This is a genomic window from Streptomyces sp. NPDC060031 (genome assembly GCF_042736805.1).
In the GTDB taxonomy this organism is placed as follows: domain Bacteria; phylum Actinomycetota; class Actinomycetes; order Streptomycetales; family Streptomycetaceae; genus Streptomyces.
This window is the reverse complement of the sequence record NZ_JBHWVM010000051.1, coordinates 1-19,913: the sequence shown is the minus strand read 5'-3', so window position 1 is coordinate 19,913 and position 19,913 is coordinate 1. Positions and strand designations below refer to the sequence as shown.

Below are 19,913 nucleotides of genomic sequence, written 5' to 3'. Positions count from 1 at the left end.
GACCGGCCCAAACCGAGCGCACTGCCCCGTCCATGGGACGATGGGAGTGCTCAGACTCCGTTCCGAGCTCCGACTGCGACCGAGAATCAGGACACTGCGTGCCCGCGATCCCCAGCCACGTGCCCGAGCCGAGCCGTACCGACCCGGCGCTGATCCGCAACTTCTGCATCATCGCGCACATCGACCACGGCAAGTCGACCCTTGCCGACCGGATGCTTCAGCTCACCGGTGTGGTCGACCAGCGGCAGATGCGTGCCCAGTACCTCGACCGCATGGACATCGAGCGTGAGCGCGGCATCACGATCAAGTCCCAGGCCGTCCGACTGCCGTGGTCGCCGACCGTGGGCGAAGGTCAGGGCAAGACCCACATCCTCAACATGATCGACACCCCCGGGCACGTCGACTTCACCTACGAGGTCTCCCGCTCCCTCGCCGCGTGCGAGGGCACGGTCCTCCTGGTGGACGCCGCCCAGGGCATCGAGGCGCAGACCCTCGCCAACCTGTACCTGGCGATGGAGAAGGACCTCGCGATCGTCCCGGTCCTGAACAAGATCGACCTGCCGGCCGCCCAGCCGGAGAAGTTCGCCGAGGAGCTCGCGAACCTGGTCGGCTGCCAGCCCGAGGACGTCCTGCGCGTCTCGGCGAAGACCGGCCTCGGCGTGGACGCGCTGCTGGACAAGATCGTCGCCACGGTCCCGGCTCCGGTCGGCCCCAAGGACGCCCCGGCCCGGGCGATGATCTTCGACTCGGTCTACGACTCGTACCGCGGTGTCGTCACCTACGTCCGTGTCGTGGACGGCCAGCTCAACAAGCGCGAGCGCATCCGGATGATGTCCACCGGCGCCACCCACGAGCTGCTGGAGATCGGCGTCTCCTCCCCGGAGATGACCCCTTCCGACGGCATCGGCGTCGGCGAGGTGGGCTACATCATCACCGGCGTGAAGGACGTCCGTCAGTCCAAGGTCGGTGACACCATCACCAGCCTGCACAACGGCGCGACCGAGGCCCTCGGCGGCTACAAGGACCCGCGGCCGATGGTCTTCTCCGGCCTCTACCCGCTCGACGGTTCGGACTACCCGGACCTGCGCGAGGCCCTGGACAAGCTGCAGCTCAACGACGCCGCGCTGGTCTACGAGCCGGAGACCTCGGCGGCGCTCGGCTTCGGCTTCCGCGTCGGCTTCCTCGGCCTGCTGCACCTGGACGTGGTCCGCGAGCGCCTGGAGCGCGAGTTCGGCCTCGACCTGATCGCCACCGCGCCGAACGTGGTCTACCGCGTCGTCCTGGAGGACGGCAAGGAAGTCACCGTCACCAACCCGAGCGAGTTCCCCGAGGGCAAGATCTCGGACGTGTTCGAGCCGGTCGTCCGGGCCACCCTGCTCGCGCCTTCCGAGTTCATCGGCGCGATCATGGAGCTCTGCCAGCAGCGCCGCGGCACCCTCCTCGGGATGGACTACCTCTCCGAGGACCGGGTCGAGATCCGCTACACGCTCCCGCTCGCGGAGATCGTCTTCGACTTCTTCGACCAGCTGAAGTCCAAGACGCGCGGTTACGCCTCCCTCGACTACGAGCCCACCGGCGAGCAGGCCTCCGGACTGGTCAAGGTCGACATCCTGCTGCACGGCGACAAGGTCGACGCCTTCTCCGCCGTCACGCACAAGGACGCCGCCTACGCCTACGGCGTGCGCCTCGTCGCCAAGCTGCGCGAGCTCATCCCGCGGCAGGCCTTCGAGATCCCGATCCAGGCCGCGATCGGCTCGCGCGTCATCGCCCGCGAGACCATCCGCGCGATCCGCAAGGACGTCCTCGCCAAGTGCTACGGCGGTGACATCTCCCGTAAGCGGAAGCTGCTGGAGAAGCAGAAGGAAGGCAAGAAGCGGATGAAGATGGTCGGCTCCGTGGAGGTCCCGCAGGAGGCCTTCATCGCCGTCCTGTCCAGCGACGAATCCGGCGGCAAGAAGAAGTAGGCCGCCGCATGTGAAACAAGCCCCCGTGCTCCGGCGCGGGGGCTTGTTTCGTTATGAATCGGCCGCCCGGAGGCTCTTACGCACCAGGCGGAGGGCCCCTAGTCTGATCACTGATCGTTGGTTACTCGCCAGTTACAAGCCCTGACTCAGCCACCCCAGCCAGTCAGCCCCCCTGCATCGACAGGCCCTGCCGCGTGGTCCGGAGGACGTCCGTGAGCGACACACAGACCTTGATCGAAAACCGCCCGCCCACTGTGGCGACCCTCTTCCTGGAGCGTGTCGCCGCCACGCCCGATGCCGAGGCCTACCGCTACCCCGTGCCCGGGACCGGCCAGGGCCCCGACGACTGGAAGTCGCTCAGCTGGGGCCAGGCCGCCGACCGGGTCTTCGCCGCCGCCGCCGGGCTGATCGAGCTCGGGCTGCGCCCCGAGGAGCGCGTCGCGCTCGCCTGCAGCACCCGCGTCGAGTGGATCCTCGTCGACCTCGGCGTGATGTGCGCGGGCGGCGCGGTCACCACCATCTACCCGAGCACCAACGCGGAGGAGTCGGCGTTCATCCTCTCGGACTCCGAGAGCCGGGTGCTCATCGCCGAGGACGCCGCCCAGCTGGCGAAGGCCCGCGAGCGCCGCGCCGACCTGCCCCACCTCGCCCACGTCGTGGTCGTGGAGGCCGCCGACGCGATCGCCGCCGAGGGCGACCCGGAGGGCTGGGTGCTCTCGCTCGCCGACCTCGAGGCGCGCGGCAGGGAGTACCTCGCCAAGCACCCCGAGGCGGTCAAGGAGCGGATCGCGGCCATCACCGCCGACCAGCTCGCCACCCTCATCTACACCTCCGGCACCACCGGCCGCCCCAAGGGCGTCCGGCTGCCGCACGACAACTGGTCGTACATGGCCAAGGCCACCGTGGCCACCGGCATGATCCACTCGGACGACGTCCAGTACCTGTGGCTGCCGCTGGCGCACGTCTTCGGCAAGGTCCTGACCTCCGGACAGATCGAGGTCGGGCACGTCACCGCCGTCGACGGCCGGATCGACAAGATCATCGAGAACCTGCCGGTGGTCCAGCCGACCTACATGGCGGCCGTCCCGCGCATCTTCGAGAAGGTCTACAACGGAGTCGCGGCCAAGGCCCGGGCCGGCGGCGGAGCCAAGTACAAGATCTTCCAGTGGTCGGTCGCCGTCGCCCGCGAGTACGCCAAGGTCACGCAGGACAACTTCCGGCGCACCGGCCAGGCGACCGCCCCCTTCGGTCTCGCCACCAAGCACAAGATCGCCGACGCGCTGGTCTACTCCAAGCTCCGCGAGGCCTTCGGCGGCCGCCTGCGCGCCGCCGTCTCCGGCGCCTCCGCCCTGGCGCCCGAGATCGGCTACTTCTTCTCCGGAGCCGGCATCCACATCCTGGAGGGCTACGGCCTGACGGAGTCCAGCGCGGCCTCCTTCGTCAACCCCGGCGAGGCCTACCGCACCGGCACCGTCGGCAAGCCGCTCCCCGGCACCGAGGTCCGCATCGCCGACGACGGCGAGGTCCTGCTGCGCGGCCCCGGCATCATGCAGGGCTACCACGGGAAGCCGGAGCAGACCGCCGAGGTCCTGGAGTCCGACGGCTGGCTGCACACCGGTGACATCGGCGAGCTGTCGCCCGACGGCTACCTGCGCATCACCGACCGCAAGAAGGACCTGATCAAGACCTCGGGCGGCAAGTACGTCGCCCCGGCGGAGATCGAGGGCCAGTTCAAGGCGATCTGCCCGTACGTGTCGAGCCTCGTCGTCCACGGCGCCGACCGGAACTTCTGCTCGGCCCTGATCGCGCTCGACGAGCCCTCCATCCTGGTCTGGGCCGCCGAGAACGGCCTGGAGGGCAAGACGTACGGGGAGGTCCTGGCCGCGGCCGAGACCAACCGCCTCATCGAGACGTACGTGCAGACCCTGAACGAGGGCCTCCAGCGCTGGCAGACGGTCAAGAAGTTCCGGATCCTGCCGCGCGACCTGGACGTGGAGCACGGGGACCTCACCCCGAGCCTCAAGCTGAAGAGGCCGGTCGTCGAGCGTGAGTTCAAGCACCTGATCGACGAGATGTACGAGGGCTCCCGGGAGGCCTGACGCCTGCCGCGGGCCTGTGCGGGGCGGGGCGGCGGACCGCCCCGCGGCCCTCCGCCCCTGCGGGCGCTCCCGGGGCTCCGCCCCGGACCCCGCGCCTCGAACGCCGGCGAGGCAGCATGGGGGCGGGGGGCGCGTGCCCGGTGCGGGATGATGGGGGCATGCCTTCCGCACTGCCCGACGGTGAACCCATGCCCGAAGACGGCTCGCTGCCGTCGCATGCCCTGGCGGGGGCCGGGGACCGGCCGCTCGGCTTCTACCTGCACGTCCCGTACTGCGCCACGCGCTGCGGGTACTGCGACTTCAACACGTACACGGCCACCGAGCTGCGCGGGACGGGCGGGGTGCTCGCCTCGCGGGAGAACTACGCCGACACCCTGATCGACGAGGTCCGCCTGGCCCGCAAGGTCCTCGGCGACGACCCGCGGGCCGTGCAGACGGTCTTCGTGGGCGGCGGTACGCCGACGCTGCTGCCGGCCGCGGACCTCGTACGCATGCTCGCGGCGATCCGGGACGAGTTCGGCCTGGCGGAGGGCGCCGAGGTCACCACGGAGGCCAATCCTGAGTCGGTGGACCCGCGGTACCTCGCCGAGCTGCGAGCCGGCGGCTTCAACCGGATCTCCTTCGGCATGCAGAGCGCCAAGCAGCACGTCCTGAAGGTGCTCGACCGCACGCACACCCCGGGCCGGCCCGAGGCCTGCGTCGCCGAGGCCCGGGCGGCGGGCTTCGACCACGTGAACCTGGACCTGATCTACGGCACGCCGGGGGAGTCGGACGAGGACTGGCGCGAGACGCTGTCCGCCGCGCTGGGCGCGGGTCCCGACCACATCAGCGCGTACGCCCTGATCGTCGAGGAGGGCACCCAGCTGGCGCGGCGGATCCGCCGGGGCGAGGTCCCGATGACGGACGACGACGTGCACGCGGACCGGTACCTGATCGCGGACTCGGTGATGGCCGAGGCGGGCTACCACTGGTACGAGGTGTCGAACTGGGCCACGACCGAGGCCGGGCGCTGCCTGCACAACGAGCTGTACTGGCGGGGCGCGGACTGGTGGGGCGCGGGCCCGGGAGCGCACTCGCACGTCGGCGGGGTGCGCTGGTGGAACGTGAAGCACCCGGGCGCGTACGCGGCCGCGCTGGCGCAGGGCCGGTCCCCCGGGGCGGGGCGCGAGCTGCTCTCGCAGGAGGACCGGCGGGTCGAGCGGATCCTGCTGGAGCTGCGGCTGGTGGACGGCGTACCGCTGCCCCTGCTGGCCCCGGCCGGCCTGGCGGCGTCCCGCCGGGCCCTGGCGGACGGCCTGCTGGAAGCGGGCCCGTACGAGGCGGGACGCGCCGTGCTGACCCTGCGCGGGCGGCTGCTGGCCGACGCGGTGGTCCGGGACCTGGTGGACTGACGGACCACCGCGCGGCGGAGCCACGGCTCAGCCCGGGTAGTTCTCCCGCCAGGGCCGGTAGTTCGGGTTGTCCTGGCACTCGTTCATGATCTCGGTCTTGGTCGTCTTGTCGACCGGGCAGACCGCGACGATGAAGGAGCGCTCGATGCCGCCGGGGAAGGCGACCTCGACCTGGGAGGCCCACTTGTGGGTGTCGCCGATGGTCTGGTTGACGTCCACCCCGCCGGGCGCGTCGATGTAGTAGTTCCAGCCGCTCTTCCACCACGTCTTGTACAGGTCGTGGTCGTACGTCGTGGACACGTACGGCGAGGGCTGGTTGACCAGCACGTACTGCTCGACGTCGTACTGCCCGTCCACCGTCGCCTTGGGGTGGAAACCCTCCTCGAAGACGACCGCCGGCGGGCGGCTGTCCGCGCGGTAGAGCTGCTTGCAGTTGATCCGCCAGGACGGGGAGGGCGTGATGCGGGCCACGTCGGCGCGCTGGTCGGCGGCGGCGAAGAGGTGGTCGGTCACGCGCGGGCACGAGTTCGCCGGAGCGGCGTGCGCGGCGGCCTGCGGGGCCGCGTAGGCGGAGGCGGACGGGAGGAGGGCGGCCGCGAGGGCGGCGACGGCGACGAGCCGCCGCCGCGGAGCAGAGGTGATCATGATCAGCACCCTTGCCGTGCGCGGCCGGGCGTACACGCACTGTCACCCGAAGGTGAGCGTGTGGGGGAGCCGGCTTGACGCCCGTCCGGCTCAGGGGGCCGTCACGAAGTCGATCAGTTCCTCCACCCTGCCCAGCAGGGTGGGTTCGAGGTCCTTGTACGAGCTCACGCGCGACAGGATGTGCTGCCAGGCGGCGCCCGTGTTGGGCGGCCAGCCCAGCTCCCGGCAGATGCCCGTCTTCCAGTCCTGACCGGGCGGGATGACCGGCCACGCCCCGATGCCCAGCGCGGACGGCTTCACCGCCTGCCAGACGTCCACGTAGGGGTGTCCCGCGACCAGCACGTGCGGCGAGGTCACCGACGCCGCGATGCGGGACTCCTTCGAGCCCGGCACCAGGTGGTCCACCAGGACGCCCAGCCGGGCGTCCGCGGCCGGGGCGAAGTCGGCCACGACGGCCGGGAGGTCGTCGATGCCCTCCAGGTACTCCACCACCACGCCCTCGATCCGCAGGTCGTCGCCCCAGACCCGCTCCACCAGCTCGGCGTCGTGGCGGCCCTCCACGTAGATCCGGCCCGCCCGCGCCACCCGTGCCCGCGCGCCCGGCACGGCGATCGAGCCCGAAGCCGTACGGGCAGCGGCGGCCGGGCCCCGCGGCGGGCGGGTCAGCGTCACCACCGCGCCCTCCAGCAGGAAGCCGCGCGGCTCCAGCGGGAACACCCGCCGCTTGCCGTAACGGTCCTCCAGGGTCACCGTGCCGGCCTCGCACGCCACCACCGCGCCGCAGAAGTCCGTACCGGCCACTTCCACCACCAGGTCGGGCTCGGCCGCCACCTCGGGCACGGCCTTCGGGCGCTTCCACTGCGGGGTCAGGTCGGGGGAGTACTCGCGCATCCGGCCGAGGGTAGGAGAGCCGCCGCCCTCACGCCTCCGACACGCCGAACCGCGTTGCCAGTGTGTTGCGTTGCGCACGGACAAAAGCCGCGGGGACCACCGCTCCGTGACCCGGCACGTACAGTGCGTCGTCCCCGCCCAGCGACAGCAGCCGGTCCAGGGCCGCCGGCCACTGCCGGGGCACGGCGTCCGGCCCCGCCGACGGATCGCCCGACTCCTCCACCAGGTCCCCGCAGAACACCACCTCCCGCGAGCCCGGAACGAACGCCGCGAGATCGTGCCGGGTGTGGCCGGGCCCCACGTTCGCCAGCAGCACCTGCACCCCGCCCAGCTCCAGCGTCCACTCGCCCGACACCAGGTGCCTCGGCGTCACCAGCAGGTCCGCGGCCTCGGCCGCCTCGGCCGGATCCAGTCCGTGCCGCACCGCGTCCGCCCGCAGCTCGTCCCGGCCCCGGCCGCGGCCTTCCAGCAGGGAGTCCAGGCCGACCGCCCCGTAGACCTCGGCCCCCGCGAAGGCGGCCCCGCCGAGGACGTGGTCGAAATGGCCGTGCGTAAATGCGATATGGGTCACGCGACGGCCCGCCAGCCGCTCCGCCTCGGCCCGCACCTGCGAGCCCTCCCGTACGGACGATCCGGGGTCGATCAGGAGTACCGACTCGTCCCCCACCACCAGCCCCACCGTGCAGTCCCACACCGGAAGACGCCGCCGTCCGGCCCGTCCGGTCAGCCGTTCCCAGCCCGCCTCTTCCCAACGCACGTCCATGCCGCGACGCTACCGTGACGGGCCGCCCTTGCCAGGGCCTGACTACCCGGCCGTACACTGAGCGGGGGATCTCTGGCACTCGAACGCACAGAGTGCCAACGACCGGGTTCCAACAAACATGGCAACGGACCAGAGCTGGAGGTGTGCGCGATGCTCAGCGAACGCAGACTCGAAGTGCTGCGCGCCATCGTCCAGGACTACGTCGGGACGGAGGAGCCGGTCGGCTCCAAAGCGCTCACCGAGCGCCACCGGCTCGGCGTGTCGCCCGCGACCGTGCGCAACGACATGGCCGTGCTGGAGGACGAGGGCTACATCGCCCAGCCCCACACCAGCGCCGGCCGGATCCCGACGGACAAGGGCTACCGGCTCTTCGTCGACAAGCTGGCGGGGGTCAAGCCGCTGTCGTCGCCCGAGCGCCGGGCCATCCAGAACTTCCTGGACAGCGCCGTCGACCTCGACGACGTGGTCGGCCGCACCGTGCGGCTGCTCGCGCAGCTGACCCGGCAGGTCGCCGTCGTCCAGTACCCGAGCCTGACCCGCTCCACCGTCCGGCACGTCGAACTGCTCTCGCTCGCGCCCGCGCGCCTGATGCTCGTGCTGATCACGGACACCGGCCGGGTCGAGCAGCGGCTGATCGACTGCCAGACCCCCTTCGGCGAGAACTCGCTCGCCGATCTGCGGGCGCGGCTCAACAGCCGGGTCGTCGGCCGCCGGTTCACGGACGTGCCGCCGCTCGTGCAGGACCTGCCGGAGTCCTTCGACGCGGAGGACCGGGCTACGGTCACGGCCGTCCTGGCCACCCTCCTCGAGACCCTGGTCGAGGAAGCCGAAGAGCGGCTGATGATCGGCGGCACCGCCAATCTCACCCGCTTCGGACACGATTTTCCCCTGACGATCAGGCCGGTGCTCGAAGCGCTGGAGGAGCAGGTCGTGCTCCTCAAGCTGCTGGGCGAGGCCAGTGAGTCGGGAATGGCCGTACGGATCGGGCATGAGAATGCCTATGAGGGACTGAACTCCACGTCGGTCGTCTCGGTCGGCTACGGTTCGGGCGGCGAAGCAGTCGCCAAACTCGGCGTGGTCGGACCGACCCGCATGGACTACCCCGGAACGATGGGAGCGGTACGCGCAGTGGCACGTTACGTCGGACAGATCCTGGCGGAGTCGTAAGTGGCCACGGACTACTACGCCGTACTCGGCGTGCGCCGCGACGCATCGCAGGACGAGATCAAGAAGGCCTTCCGGCGCCTCGCGCGTGAACTCCACCCGGATGTGAATCCGGATCCGAAGACGCAGGAGCGCTTCAAGGAGATCAACGCGGCCTACGAGGTGCTCTCGGACCCGCAGAAGAAGCAGGTCTTCGACCTCGGCGGCGACCCGCTGTCCTCCTCGGGCGGCGGCGGCGGCGGTGGCGCGGGCGGATTCGGAGCCGGTGGCTTCGGCAACTTCTCCGACATCATGGACGCCTTCTTCGGCCAGGCCTCGCAGCGCGGACCGCGCTCGCGGACCCGCCGGGGCCAGGACGCCATGATCCGCCTCGACCTGGAACTGGACGAGGCCGCCTTCGGCACCACCAAGGACATCCAGGTCGACACGGCCGTCATCTGCACCACCTGCTCCGGCGAGGGTGCCGCCCCCGGCACCTCGGCGCAGACGTGTGACATGTGCCGCGGCCGCGGTGAGGTCTCGCAGGTCACCCGGTCCTTCCTGGGCCAGGTCATGACTTCGCGCCCCTGCCCCCAGTGCCAGGGCTTCGGCACCGTGGTCCCGACCCCGTGCCCCGAGTGCGCGGGCGACGGCAGGGTCCGCTCCCGCCGCAGCCTGACGGTCAAGATCCCGGCCGGCGTCGAGAACGGCACCCGGATCCAGCTCGCGGGCGAGGGCGAGGTCGGCCCCGGCGGCGGCCCCGCCGGCGACCTGTACGTGGAGATCCACGAGCTGCCGCACCCGACCTTCCAGCGGCGCGGGGACGACCTGCACTGCACCGTCACCATCCCGATGACGGCGGCGGCGCTGGGCACCAAGTGCCCGCTGGAGACGCTGGACGGCCTGGAGGAGATCGACATCCGGCCCGGCACCGGCTCCGGGCAGGCGATCCCGCTGCACGGGCGCGGCGTCACCCACCTGCGCGGCGGCGGCCGGGGCGACCTGATCGTCCACGTCGAGGTCACCACCCCGGGCAAGCTGGACCCCCAGCAGGAGGACCTGCTGCGCCAGCTCGCGAAGCTGCGCGGCGAGGAGCGGCCGATGGGCCAGTTCGCGCCGGGTCAGCAGGGGCTGTTCAGCCGCCTGAAGGACGCGTTCAACGGCCGCTGACCGGCCTGCGGGACTTCGTGCGAGCCCGGTCCGGGGATGCCCCGGACCGGGCTCCGTGCCTCCCCGGCGCCGCCCCCGCACGTTCCCCCGTACTTCCCTCAAGCCCGGAGGGAAGCGGACTATGCCAGGCGAATGCCGTGATTCGGTCCCGTGAGCGGGACATGGCACGATGCAGACCATGTCCTCCGCACCGAACGGTCTCTCCCCGTACCCGATCGTGCAGGCTCCCATGGCAGGCGGCGCCTCCTGCCCGCCGCTCGCCGCCGCCGTGTGCGAGGCGGGTGGGCTGGGCTTCCTGGCCGGCGGGTACAAGACCGCCGACGGCATGTACCAGGAGATCAAACAGCTGCGCGCGCTCACCCGGCGCCCGTTCGGCGTGAACCTCTTCATGCCGCAGACCGGTTACGTCGACCCCGCCGCCGTGGAGGCGTACCGCGGGCAGCTCGCCGGCGAGGCCAGCTGGTACTCGATCTCCCTCGCCGAGGAGGAGATCCTCGGCACCTGCGACGACGGCTACGACGCCAAGCTCGCGATCCTCGTCGAAGACCCCGTCCCGGTGGTCTCCTTCACCTTCGGCTGCCCCCCGCCCGTCGCCTTCGACTGCCTGCGCAAGGTCGGTACGTACACGGTCGTCACCGTGACGTCGGTCGACGAGGCCCGCATCGCGCAGGCGGCCGGCGCCGACGCGCTCTGCGTCCAGGGCGTGGAGGCGGGCGGCCACCAGGGCACCTTCCGCGACGACCCGCAGGCCGACGGCACGGCGAGCGTGGGCCTGCTCGCGCTGGTGGCCCAGGTACGGGAAGCCGTGGCCCTCCCGCTCATCGCGGCGGGCGGCCTGATGCGCGGCTCGCAGATCGCCGCGCTGCTGGCGGCGGGCGCCGAGGCGGCGCAGCTCGGCACCGCGTTCCTGGCGTGCCCGGAGTCCGGTGCGGACCCGCAGCACAAGAAGGCGCTGACGGACCCGCTGTTCGTGCGCACCGAGCTGACCCGGGCGTTCTCCGGGCGGCCGGCCCGCGGGCTCGTCAACCGGTTCATGCGCGAGCACGGGCCGTACGCCCCGGCCGCGTACCCGCAGATCCACCACATGACCTCGCCGCTGCGCAAGGCCGCCGCGGCGGCCGGGGACCCGCAGGGCATGGCGCTGTGGGCCGGCCAGGGGCACCGGCTGGCGCGGGCCCTGCCCGCCGGGGAGCTGGTGGAGGTGCTGGCGGCGGAAGTCGCCGAGGCCCAGAGCGCGTTGAAGGCAAGACAGATGAGGAGTGCGTCATGACCGCCCCCGTGTTCGTGGTCGAAGAGGTCCCCACGGGACCGGAGTTCGTCCTGGACGGTCCCGAGGGCCGGCACGCGGTGTCCGTGAAGCGGCTGAACGCCGGCGAGGCGGTGGTCCTCGCGGACGGCCGCGGCCGGTGGGCCGAGGCCGTGGTGAAGGCGGCGGAGGGCAAGGACCGGCTGGTCGTGTCGGTGTCCGGGGTCTTCGAGGAGGCGGAGCCGGCCGTCCGGATCACCGTGGTCCAGGCGCTGCCCAAGGGAGACCGCGGCGAGGTCGCGGTCGAGACCATGACCGAGACCGGGGTGGACGCGATCGTCCCCTGGCAGGCCTCGCGCTGCATCACCCAGTGGCGCGGCGACCGGGGCGCCAAGTCCCTGGCCAAGTGGCGGGCCACGGCCCGGGAGGCGGGCAAGCAGTCCCGCCGGGTGCGCTTCCCGGAGGTCGCGGAGGCACTGTCCACGAAGCAGGTGGCGGCGCTGCTCGCCGAGGCCGATCTGGCGGTGGTCCTCCACGAGGACCGGGACGCGCCCTCGGGCGCCCTGGCCACGGCGGAACTGCCCGCCGCGGGCTCCATCGTGCTGGTGGTGGGCCCGGAGGGCGGGGTCTCCCCGGACGAGCTCGCGGCCTTCGCGGCCGCCGGGGCCCACCCGTACCGCCTGGGCCCCTCGGTGCTGCGCACCTCCACGGCGGGCACCGCGGCGGCGGCGGTCCTGCTGGCGCGGACGGGCCGCTGGTCCTGACGGGCCGCTGGTCCTGACGGGCCGTCGGTGTCGGCGGGATGCCGGATACGATGCCGGGGCTGATCAACGCAAGCGCCGGCGCCAACGCCGGCGCCGGCGTCAATGTCAATGTCAATGTCACCGTCACCGTCATCGGAAGGCTCAGCCATGGCCGGGGAACCGCAGGCCGACTGCCTGTTCTGCAAGATCGTCACGGGGGAGGTTCCGGCGACCGTGGTCCGGGAGACCGGGACGACCGTCGCCTTCCGGGACATCAACCCGCAGGCGCCGAGCCACGTGCTCGTGATCCCGAAGGTGCACTACCCCGACGCGGCCGCCCTCGCGGCCGCCGAACCGGCCGTCGCCGCCGACCTGCTGCGCGAGGCCGGGCAGATCGCCGCGGACGAGAAGGTCGACGACCACGGCTACCGGATCGTGTTCAACACCGGCGCCGGCGCGGGCCAGACCGTCTTCCACGCCCACGCGCACGTCCTCGGGGGCCGCGGCCTCCAGTGGCCCCCCGGATAGATCGTGTCCGTACGCGAGTTCGTGGTGCTGGGCACCGCCAGCCAGGTGCCCACCCGCCAGCGCAACCACAACGGCTACCTGCTGCGCTGGGACGGCGAGGGCATCCTCTTCGACCCGGGCGAGGGCACCCAGCGCCAGATGCTCCGGGCCGGGGTGGCCGCGCACGACATCAACCGGATCTGCGTCACGCACTTCCACGGTGACCACAGCCTCGGCCTGGCCGGGGTGATCCAGCGCATCAACCTCGACCGGGTCCCGCACCCGGTCACCGCGCACTATCCGGCCTCCGGGCAGCGGTTCTTCGACCGGCTGCGGTACGCGACGGCTTACCGCGAGACCGTGCAGCTGGCCGAGGCGCCGGTGGCCGAGGGCGGGGTGCTGGCGCGCGGGGACTCGTACGTCCTGGAGGCCCGCAGGCTCTCGCACCCGGTGGAGTCCTTCGGCTACCGGATCACCGAGCCGGACGGGCGCCGGATACTGCCGCAGCTGCTCGCGCGGCACGGGATCAAGGGGCCGGACGTGGGCCGGATCCAGCGCGAGGGGCGGCTGGACGGGGTCACGCTGGAGGAGGTCAGCGAGCCGAAGCCGGGGCAGCGGTTCGCGTTCGTCATGGACACCCGGCTGTGTGACGGCGTGGACGAGCTCGCGGAGGGCTGCGACATGCTAGTGATCGAGTCGACGTTCCTGGACGCGGATGTCCAGCTGGCCACCGATCACGGGCACCTCACCGCGGGGCAGGCCGCGGGGGTGGCACGGGACGGGGGAGTCCGCCACCTCGTGCTGACGCACTTCTCGCAGCGGTACTCCGACCCGTCGGAGTTCGAACGGCAGGCGCGGGCGGCGGGCTTCGAGGGTGAGCTGACGATCGCCTCGGACCTGAGCCGGGTTCCGCTCCCGAAGCGCCCCTGACGTCTGCCCGGCCCCGTGCGTCTGCGGCGCCGTTGCCGGAGGTCAGCCCCCCCGCCCCCGCCCCCCGCGCCTCAGTCGCCGGCGAGGCTGGATGTGGCTGACGTTGCCTTTTGGGAGGCCGGATCATCCGCCGGGCACGTCCGGCGGCGGGTGGCGGGGGACAGGAGGAGGACGCGCAGCGGGCGGGGGCGGAGCGGGAGGTGCGCGATGCGCAGTTCCGGGGAGCCCACGCGGGGCACCGTCGCCGCGCCCGCGGCGAGTACGGCCGCCGCCGCGCCACCGCGCCGCCGTACCGAGCCCGGCACCAGCGGCCGCCCGCCGACGTGCAGTGCGACGGCGGCCATCGGCCCGGCCACGGCCAGCAGCAGCCCGCCCAGCACCAGCCCCATCCCGGGGAAGCCCGCACCCTCCGCGAGCAGGCTCCCGGTGACGGGCCCGCACGCCACCCCGAGCGAGGAAGCGGAGCCGGCCAGCACCGCCCACCGCCCGCGCGCGTCCAGCGCGGCCGCGAGGCCGATGGCGTACGAGAGGACGACGGGGTAGAGCGCGTTCCACAGGATCTCCCCGGTGGCGAAGCCTCCGAGGCCGTGCGCGTGCGAGGACAGCACCACGCAGCCCGCGATGAGCGCCGTGCCCGCCCCGAGGGGCACGGCCCGGCCGAGCCTGGCGCCGAGCGCGGACGCGGCGGTGACCCCGAGCAGGCCCGCGCCGAGCGCCGCCGCGAAGACGATGCCCAGGGTGACCTCGGACAGCCCCGCCTGCTCGGCGCCGATGCGCCCGCTGACGCCCCACAGCGCGTTCTGGGCCAGCGACCACAGCATCAGCGCACCGGCCATCACCACCCCGGCCCGCGGGTGCGGCAGCCGCCCGCCGGCCCGTACGGCGGGCCCGCCGTACGGCGCTCCGCCGCCCGTCGCTCCGCCGAGCCGCCCGGCCGCCGGCCAGACCAGCGCGGCGACCAGCGCGATGGCCGCGAACGGCAGCCGGTGGCCCCCGCCGAGCCGCGGCAGCGTCAGGTACAGCGCCCCGGCGGTGGCCGACACCGAGAGCAGGCCGAGCGCGGAGGCGCGGTGCGGGTCCCGTTGCGCGGCGATCCCGGACGCGGCCACGGCGGTGGCGCTGCCGGAGCCGAAACCCCCGACGACCGCGCCCGCCACGACGAGCGGGAGCACGGTGGTCGCGGCCGCGGTCCCGTAGCCCGCGACGGCGAGCAGCAGCCCGAGCCGGGCCGCCCGGCGGGGCCCGAGGCGCGGGATCCGCGAGGCGAGGGCGAATCCGGCGGCGGCGGAGCCGAGCAGCAGGGCCGAGCCGATCAGCCCGGCCCGGGCGGGGCTCAGCGGGAGGTGCGCGTCCAGGCGGCCGACGACGGTCGGGAGCAGGTACGGGGCGGCGTAACCGGCGGTGAAGAGCGCGACGAGGGGCCAGGCGGCGGGCTGCGCGGAGGTGTGCTTGGACACGGGGATTCCAGGTGGTGCGAGGGTGGTGCGAGGGCGTGTCCGCAAAGTGGTGCCGGGGCGCCCGACGGGCGCCGCGGGGAGAGCGGGGCCCCTGTCTATCAAGCGGCCGGAGTTGCGGAGAAGGGCATTTCAATGGTGATCTGCGTCACACTGGGTTTTGATCCTTGCTCAGGCGGGGATGGCTGCCAGCTTTCCCCCCACCCCTTCTTCGCATGTCCCCTTGCAGAAACGACCCTTCGCCACTTCAATCCGCACACGCACCAAACGGGGAGTACACCGTGACCAGTCGGGACGACCGCAACAGCCCCTCCACCGCCGTCGAGGCAGCGGCCGCCGGGGAGGCCGTGGACCCGCTCGGTCCGCTGCGCGATCCCCAGGAACCGGGCTGCGACGTCTTCCTGACCGGCACGGTCTTCCTCGACATCATCTTCACGGGCCTCGACTCGGCCCCGGTGCGCGGAACCGAGTCCTGGGCGCGCGGCATGGGATCGAGCCCCGGCGGCGTCGCCAACATGGCCACCGCCCTGGCCCGGCTCGGCCTGCGCACCTCGCTGGCCGCCGCCTTCGGGGACGACCACTACGGCGAGTACTGCTGGGACGCGCTCGAACAGGGCGAGGGCATCGACCTCTCGATGTCGCGCACCGTCCCCGGCTGGCACAGCCCGGTCACGGTCTCCATGGCGTACGAGGGCGAGCGCACGATGGTCTCGCACGGCCACGAGGCACCGCCCCCGGCGGGTGCCCTCCCGCAGTGCCCCCCGGCGGCCCGCGCCGCCGTGGCCTCGCTGGGGCCCGGCGGCGGGGAGGAATGGGTCGCGCAGGCCGCGCGGCGCGGCTCGCGGATCTTCGCGGACGTCGGGTGGGACGAGAGCGGGCGCTGGGACCTGGGCGCGCTGGCCGATCTGGAGCACTGCGAGGCCTTCCTGCCGAACGCGGGGGAGGCGATGCGGTACACGCGGACCGAATGCCCGCGGGCCGCGGCCCGGGCGCTGGCCGAGAAGGTGCCGATCGCGGTGGTGACCATGGGCGCGGAGGGCTCGTACGCGGTGGACGGGCGCACGGGGGAGACGGCCGAGGTCCCGGCGATCACGGTGGACGCGCTGGACCCGACCGGCGCGGGTGATGTGTACGTGGCGGGCTTCGTGACCGGCACCCTGGCGGGCTGGCCGCTGGCGGACCGGCTGGCCTTCGCGGGTCTCACCGCGGCCCTGTCGGTGCAGGAGTTCGGCGGCTCCCTGTCGGCCCCCGGCTGGCCGGAGGTGTCCCACTGGTGGCGGGCCGCCCCGGAGGCCCTGCGCGGCCGCTACGCCTTCCTGGACGAGCTGATCCCACGGGGCGCCACCCCGGCGGCGCGCCGCCGGGCGGTCCCGACGATCGGCTTCCGGCACCCGGTGCAGGGCCCGGTGTAGGGCCCGGCGCGGGGCTGTCCGGCGGGGCGGGGGAAAACCCCTCGGGTAAGGCCCGTCGGCGACGTAGGCTTGGTGTTCCGGAGGTCGTCGATCGGCGCGGCCCCTCAGCGGGAGGTATGCGCAGGCCACAGTGCCGGCCCATGACTCAGACACCGACAGCCCACACCCCCGCGCCCGGGCAGGCGCGAGCCCACTTCACCGTCCCGGCCACGCATCCGATGGTGACGGTCCTCGGCTCGGGCGACGCCCTGTTGCGCGTGATCGAGAAGGCCTTCCCGAAGGCCGACATCCATGTTCGGGGCAATCAGGTCAGCGCGATCGGCGGAGCGGCGGAAGTCGCCCTGATCCAGCGCCTGTTCGACGAGATGATGCTGGTGCTCCGCACCGGGCAGCCGATGACGGAGGACGCAGTGGAACGCTCGATCGCCATGCTCAAGTCGAGCCGCGACGGCGAGGGCCCGGACGAGACGCCCGCCGAGGTGCTCACCCAGAACATCCTCTCCAGCCGCGGGCGCACCATCCGCCCCAAGACCCTCAACCAGAAGCGGTACGTCGACGCGATCGACAAGAACACGATCGTCTTCGGCATCGGCCCCGCAGGTACCGGCAAGACCTACCTCGCCATGGCCAAGGCGGTCCAGGCCCTGCAGTCCAAGCAGGTCAGCCGGATCATCCTGACCCGCCCCGCCGTCGAGGCCGGCGAGCGGCTCGGCTTCCTGCCGGGCACGCTCTTCGACAAGATCGACCCGTACCTGCGCCCGCTCTACGACGCACTGCACGACATGATCGACCCGGACTCGATCCCGCGCCTCATGGCGGCGGGCACGATCGAAGTGGCCCCGCTGGCCTACATGCGCGGCCGCACCCTCAATGAGGCGTTCGTCGTCCTCGACGAGGCGCAGAACACGACCGCCGAGCAGATGAAGATGTTCCTGACCCGGCTCGGCTTCGACTCGAAGATCGTGGTCACCGGTGACGTCACGCAGGTCGACCTGCCCGGTGGCGCCAAGAGCGGTCTGCGTCAGGTCCAGGAGATCCTCGAAGGCGTTCCGGACATCCACTTCTCGCGGCTCACGTCCGAGGATGTCGTCCGGCACAAGCTCGTCGGCCGTATCGTCGATGCGTACGAGAAGTACGACGACAGCCAGGCCGACCGGTCCAGCCAGGACAGCCGGCAGGCCCGGAACGGCCACCAGCGGAAGTAGAAGTCAGCGCACCATGTCGATCGACGTCAACAACGAGTCCGGAACCGAGGTCGACGAGCAGGCGATCCTCGACATCGCCCGCTACGCGCTCACCCGAATGCGGATCCACCCGCTCTCCGAGCTGTCCGTCATCGTCGTCGACGAGGCGGCGATGGAGCAGCTCCACATCCAGTGGATGGACCTGCCCGGACCCACCGACGTCATGTCGTTCCCGATGGACGAGCTCCGTCCGCCGGCGAAGGACGACGAGGAGCCCCCGCAGGGGCTCCTCGGTGACATCGTGCTCTGCCCCGAAGTGGCCAAGAAGCAGGGCGAAGAAGCCCCGACGCAGCACTCCATGGACGAGGAGCTCCAGCTCCTGACGGTCCACGGGGTGCTGCACCTGCTCGGCTACGACCACGAGGAGCCGGACGAGAAGGCCGAGATGTTCGGCCTGCAGGCGGCCATCGTCGACGGCTGGCGCGGTGAGCGGGGGATGACCGGCGCCTCGCCCGCCCCGACCGTCTCGTGACCGCCCCCCAACTGATCACCGGCGCGGTCCTGCTGGTGGTGGTGGCCTGGTTCGCGGCGTGCGCCGAGTCCGGGATCGCCCGCATTTCGAGCTTCCGCGCCGAGCAGGCCGTACGGGACGGCCGGCGCGGCAGTGCCAAGCTGCTCCAGGTCGCCGGCGATCCGACGCGCTACCTCAACGTCGCGCTGCTGGTCCGGGTCACCTGCGAGATGGCGGCGGGCGTGCTCGTCACGTACGTCTGCCTCGACGAGTTCGGCGAGAACTGGACCGCGCTGATCGTGGCCATCGCCGTGATGGTGCTGGTCTCCTTCGTCGCCGTAGGCGTGTCCCCGCGCACGATCGGCCGCCAGCACCCGCTCAACACCGCGACGGCGGCCGCGTACGTACTCGTACCGCTGGACCGGATCATGGGCCCCGTCCCGCAGCTGCTGATCCTCATCGGCAACGCGCTCACGCCCGGCAAGGGCTTCCGCAAGGGGCCGTTCGCCTCCGAGGCCGAGCTGCGCGCGATGGTGGACCTGGCGGAGAAGGAATCGCTGATCGAGGACGACGAGCGCCGGATGGTGCACCAGGTCTTCGAACTCGGCGACACCCTCGTGCGCGAGGTGATGGTGCCGCGCACGGACCTGATCTGCATCGAGCGGTACAAGACGGTCCGTCAGGCGACCACGCTCGCCCTGCGGTCGGGCTTCTCGCGGATACCGGTGACCGGGGAGAACGAGGACGACATCGTCGGGATCGTCTACCTGAAGGACCTGGTCCGCAAGACCCACATCAGCCGGGAGGCGGAGTCCGACCTGGTCTCCACGGTCATGCGGCCGGCGGTCTTCGTTCCGGACACCAAGAACGCGGGCGACCTGCTGCGCGAGATGCAGTCGGTACGCAACCACGTGGCCGTCGTCATCGACGAGTACGGCGGCACCGCGGGCATCGTCACCATCGAGGACATCCTGGAGGAGATCGTCGGCGAGATCACCGACGAGTACGACCGGGAGCTGCCGCCGGTGGAGGACCTCGGGGCGAACCGCTACCGGGTCACGGCGCGCCTGGACATCACCGACCTCGGAGAGCTGTTCAAGGTCGAGGCCTTCGACGACGAGGACGTGGAGACGGTCGGCGGGCTGCTGGCGAAGGCACTGGGCCGGGTGCCGATCGCGGGCGCCTCGACGGTGGTGGAGCTGCCGGACGGGCGTCCGCTGCGGCTGACCGCCGAGTCCCCGGCGGGACGGCGGAACAAGATCGTGACCGTGCTCGTCGAGCCGGTGGTCCCGGCTGCGGGCGAGGGCGAGGAGGACGAGTGACCCCGGAACGGCTCCGGGCGCTCTGCCTGGACTTCAACGCGGCGGTGGAGGAGTTCCCCTTCACGCCCGAGATCTCGGTGTTCAAGGTGCTGGGGAAGGTGTTCGCGCTGTCGGCGCTGGACGGGGAGCCGCTCAAGGCCAACCTCAAGTGCGATCCGGAGCAGGCGGTTCGGCTGCGCCAGGAACACGAGGCGATCGTGCCGGGCTGGCACATGAACAAGCGGCACTGGAACACGGTGACGGTCGGCGGCCCCGGAGCCCTGCCGGACGCACTGGTGCGGGAGCTGGTGGAGGACTCGTACGACCTGGTGGTCGCGGGTCTGCCGCGGGCGCAGCGGCTGCGGCTGGACCGCGCGTGAGCCGTGGCCTCGGATGAAGCCCCCGCGCGGGATTCCCCGGGTCCAAGGTCACTGATCCCGAGGACTTTCGGACCGGCGGTTTCGCCTTGGACGGCACTTAGGTTGGGCATTGCACCGCCAAGATCCAGGGGGACCGGCGGACGGAGGGGAGAGCGCGTCGGCGGGGCCGTTGTAGGCCC

18 protein-coding genes are annotated in these 19,913 nt (G+C 72.1%); 14 read left to right on the top strand and 4 right to left on the bottom strand.

Translation table 11 applies throughout. The features are described 5' to 3' along the window. Positions 1 to 98: 98 nt before the first annotated feature. The 3 genes from lepA to hemW all read left to right on the top strand — a co-directional run bounded on the left by lepA (position 99) and on the right by hemW (position 5,454). Positions 99 to 1,964, top strand: a complete 1,866-nt coding sequence (lepA, locus tag ACFWB8_RS22330; protein ID WP_385229713.1) for a translation elongation factor 4 — start codon at positions 99 to 101, stop codon at positions 1,962 to 1,964. A 212-nt stretch (positions 1,965 to 2,176) separates the two neighbouring features. Then, positions 2,177 to 4,063, top strand: a complete 1,887-nt coding sequence (locus ACFWB8_RS22325) for an AMP-dependent synthetase/ligase (RefSeq protein WP_385229709.1) — start codon at positions 2,177 to 2,179, stop codon at positions 4,061 to 4,063. A 158-nt stretch (positions 4,064 to 4,221) separates the two neighbouring features. Beyond that, positions 4,222 to 5,454 carry a radical SAM family heme chaperone HemW gene (hemW, locus tag ACFWB8_RS22320; protein WP_385229706.1) on the top strand — a complete coding sequence of 411 codons (1,233 nt, stop codon included), beginning with the start codon at positions 4,222 to 4,224 and terminating at the stop codon, positions 5,452 to 5,454. Positions 5,455 to 5,481: 27 nt separating this feature from the next. Here the strand turns inward: hemW and ACFWB8_RS22315 are convergent, their stop codons facing one another. The 3 genes from ACFWB8_RS22315 to ACFWB8_RS22305 all read right to left on the bottom strand — a co-directional run bounded on the left by ACFWB8_RS22315 (position 5,482) and on the right by ACFWB8_RS22305 (position 7,753). Next, positions 5,482 to 6,099 carry an ADP-ribosyltransferase gene (locus ACFWB8_RS22315; protein ID WP_385229703.1) on the bottom strand — a complete coding sequence of 206 codons (618 nt, stop codon included), beginning with the start codon at positions 6,097 to 6,099 and terminating at the stop codon, positions 5,482 to 5,484. 90 nt (positions 6,100 to 6,189) lie between these two features. Next, a complete protein-coding gene (locus ACFWB8_RS22310; RefSeq protein ID WP_385229700.1) occupies positions 6,190 to 6,990 on the bottom strand; it encodes a DUF3097 domain-containing protein in 801 nt (266 codons plus the stop codon). Between the two features lie 28 nt (positions 6,991 to 7,018). Next, positions 7,019 to 7,753, bottom strand: a complete 735-nt coding sequence (locus ACFWB8_RS22305) for an MBL fold metallo-hydrolase (RefSeq protein WP_385229697.1) — start codon at positions 7,751 to 7,753, stop codon at positions 7,019 to 7,021. A gap of 150 nt (positions 7,754 to 7,903) precedes the next feature. Here ACFWB8_RS22305 and hrcA point away from each other — a divergent pair, with 150 nt between their 5' ends. The 6 genes from hrcA to ACFWB8_RS22275 all read left to right on the top strand — a co-directional run bounded on the left by hrcA (position 7,904) and on the right by ACFWB8_RS22275 (position 13,492). Then, positions 7,904 to 8,920 carry a heat-inducible transcriptional repressor HrcA gene (hrcA, locus tag ACFWB8_RS22300; RefSeq protein WP_385229694.1) on the top strand — a complete coding sequence of 339 codons (1,017 nt, stop codon included), beginning with the start codon at positions 7,904 to 7,906 and terminating at the stop codon, positions 8,918 to 8,920. Further along, entirely contained in the window at positions 8,921 to 10,066 is a 1,146-nt protein-coding gene (dnaJ, locus tag ACFWB8_RS22295) for a molecular chaperone DnaJ (RefSeq protein ID WP_385229691.1), read from the top strand. A gap of 178 nt (positions 10,067 to 10,244) precedes the next feature. Then, positions 10,245 to 11,336, top strand: coding sequence for a nitronate monooxygenase (locus ACFWB8_RS22290; RefSeq protein WP_385229688.1), 1,092 nt, complete (start codon positions 10,245 to 10,247; stop codon positions 11,334 to 11,336). After that, positions 11,333 to 12,076: a 16S rRNA (uracil(1498)-N(3))-methyltransferase gene (locus tag ACFWB8_RS22285; protein ID WP_385229684.1), complete on the top strand. Its 744-nt coding sequence runs from the start codon at positions 11,333 to 11,335 to the stop codon at positions 12,074 to 12,076. The genes ACFWB8_RS22290 and ACFWB8_RS22285 overlap by 4 nt, the downstream gene beginning before the upstream one ends. A 147-nt stretch (positions 12,077 to 12,223) precedes the next feature. Next, positions 12,224 to 12,583 carry a histidine triad nucleotide-binding protein gene (locus tag ACFWB8_RS22280; protein ID WP_385229681.1) on the top strand — a complete coding sequence of 120 codons (360 nt, stop codon included), beginning with the start codon at positions 12,224 to 12,226 and terminating at the stop codon, positions 12,581 to 12,583. 3 nt (positions 12,584 to 12,586) lie between these two features. Then, positions 12,587 to 13,492 (top strand): ribonuclease Z, encoded by a 906-nt coding sequence (locus ACFWB8_RS22275; protein WP_385229678.1) that lies wholly within the window; start codon positions 12,587 to 12,589, stop codon positions 13,490 to 13,492. 71 nt (positions 13,493 to 13,563) lie between these two features. On the opposite strand, the gene ACFWB8_RS22270 is transcribed toward ACFWB8_RS22275, so the two are convergent. Further along, positions 13,564 to 14,949 (bottom strand): MFS transporter, encoded by a 1,386-nt coding sequence (locus ACFWB8_RS22270; protein WP_385229675.1) that lies wholly within the window; start codon positions 14,947 to 14,949, stop codon positions 13,564 to 13,566. 212 nt (positions 14,950 to 15,161) lie between these two features. Here ACFWB8_RS22270 and ACFWB8_RS22265 point away from each other — a divergent pair, with 212 nt between their 5' ends. The 5 genes from ACFWB8_RS22265 (at position 15,162) to ACFWB8_RS22245 (ending at position 19,734) form a co-directional block, all read left to right on the top strand. Then, positions 15,162 to 16,358 (top strand): carbohydrate kinase family protein, encoded by a 1,197-nt coding sequence (locus ACFWB8_RS22265; RefSeq protein ID WP_385229672.1) that lies wholly within the window; start codon positions 15,162 to 15,164, stop codon positions 16,356 to 16,358. 140 nt (positions 16,359 to 16,498) lie between these two features. Next, a complete protein-coding gene (locus ACFWB8_RS22260) occupies positions 16,499 to 17,563 on the top strand; it encodes a PhoH family protein (RefSeq protein ID WP_385229669.1) in 1,065 nt (354 codons plus the stop codon). 13 nt (positions 17,564 to 17,576) lie between these two features. Then, a complete protein-coding gene (ybeY, locus tag ACFWB8_RS22255; RefSeq protein WP_385229666.1) occupies positions 17,577 to 18,074 on the top strand; it encodes an rRNA maturation RNase YbeY in 498 nt (165 codons plus the stop codon). Further along, the gene (locus tag ACFWB8_RS22250; protein ID WP_385229663.1) at positions 18,071 to 19,375 is read left to right on the top strand and encodes a hemolysin family protein; all 1,305 of its coding nucleotides are present in this window, start codon (positions 18,071 to 18,073) and stop codon (positions 19,373 to 19,375) included. Before ybeY ends, ACFWB8_RS22250 begins: the two co-directional genes overlap by 4 nt. Beyond that, positions 19,372 to 19,734 carry an MmcQ/YjbR family DNA-binding protein gene (locus tag ACFWB8_RS22245; RefSeq protein ID WP_385229660.1) on the top strand — a complete coding sequence of 121 codons (363 nt, stop codon included), beginning with the start codon at positions 19,372 to 19,374 and terminating at the stop codon, positions 19,732 to 19,734. Before ACFWB8_RS22250 ends, ACFWB8_RS22245 begins: the two co-directional genes overlap by 4 nt. Positions 19,735 to 19,913 lie beyond the last annotated feature (179 nt).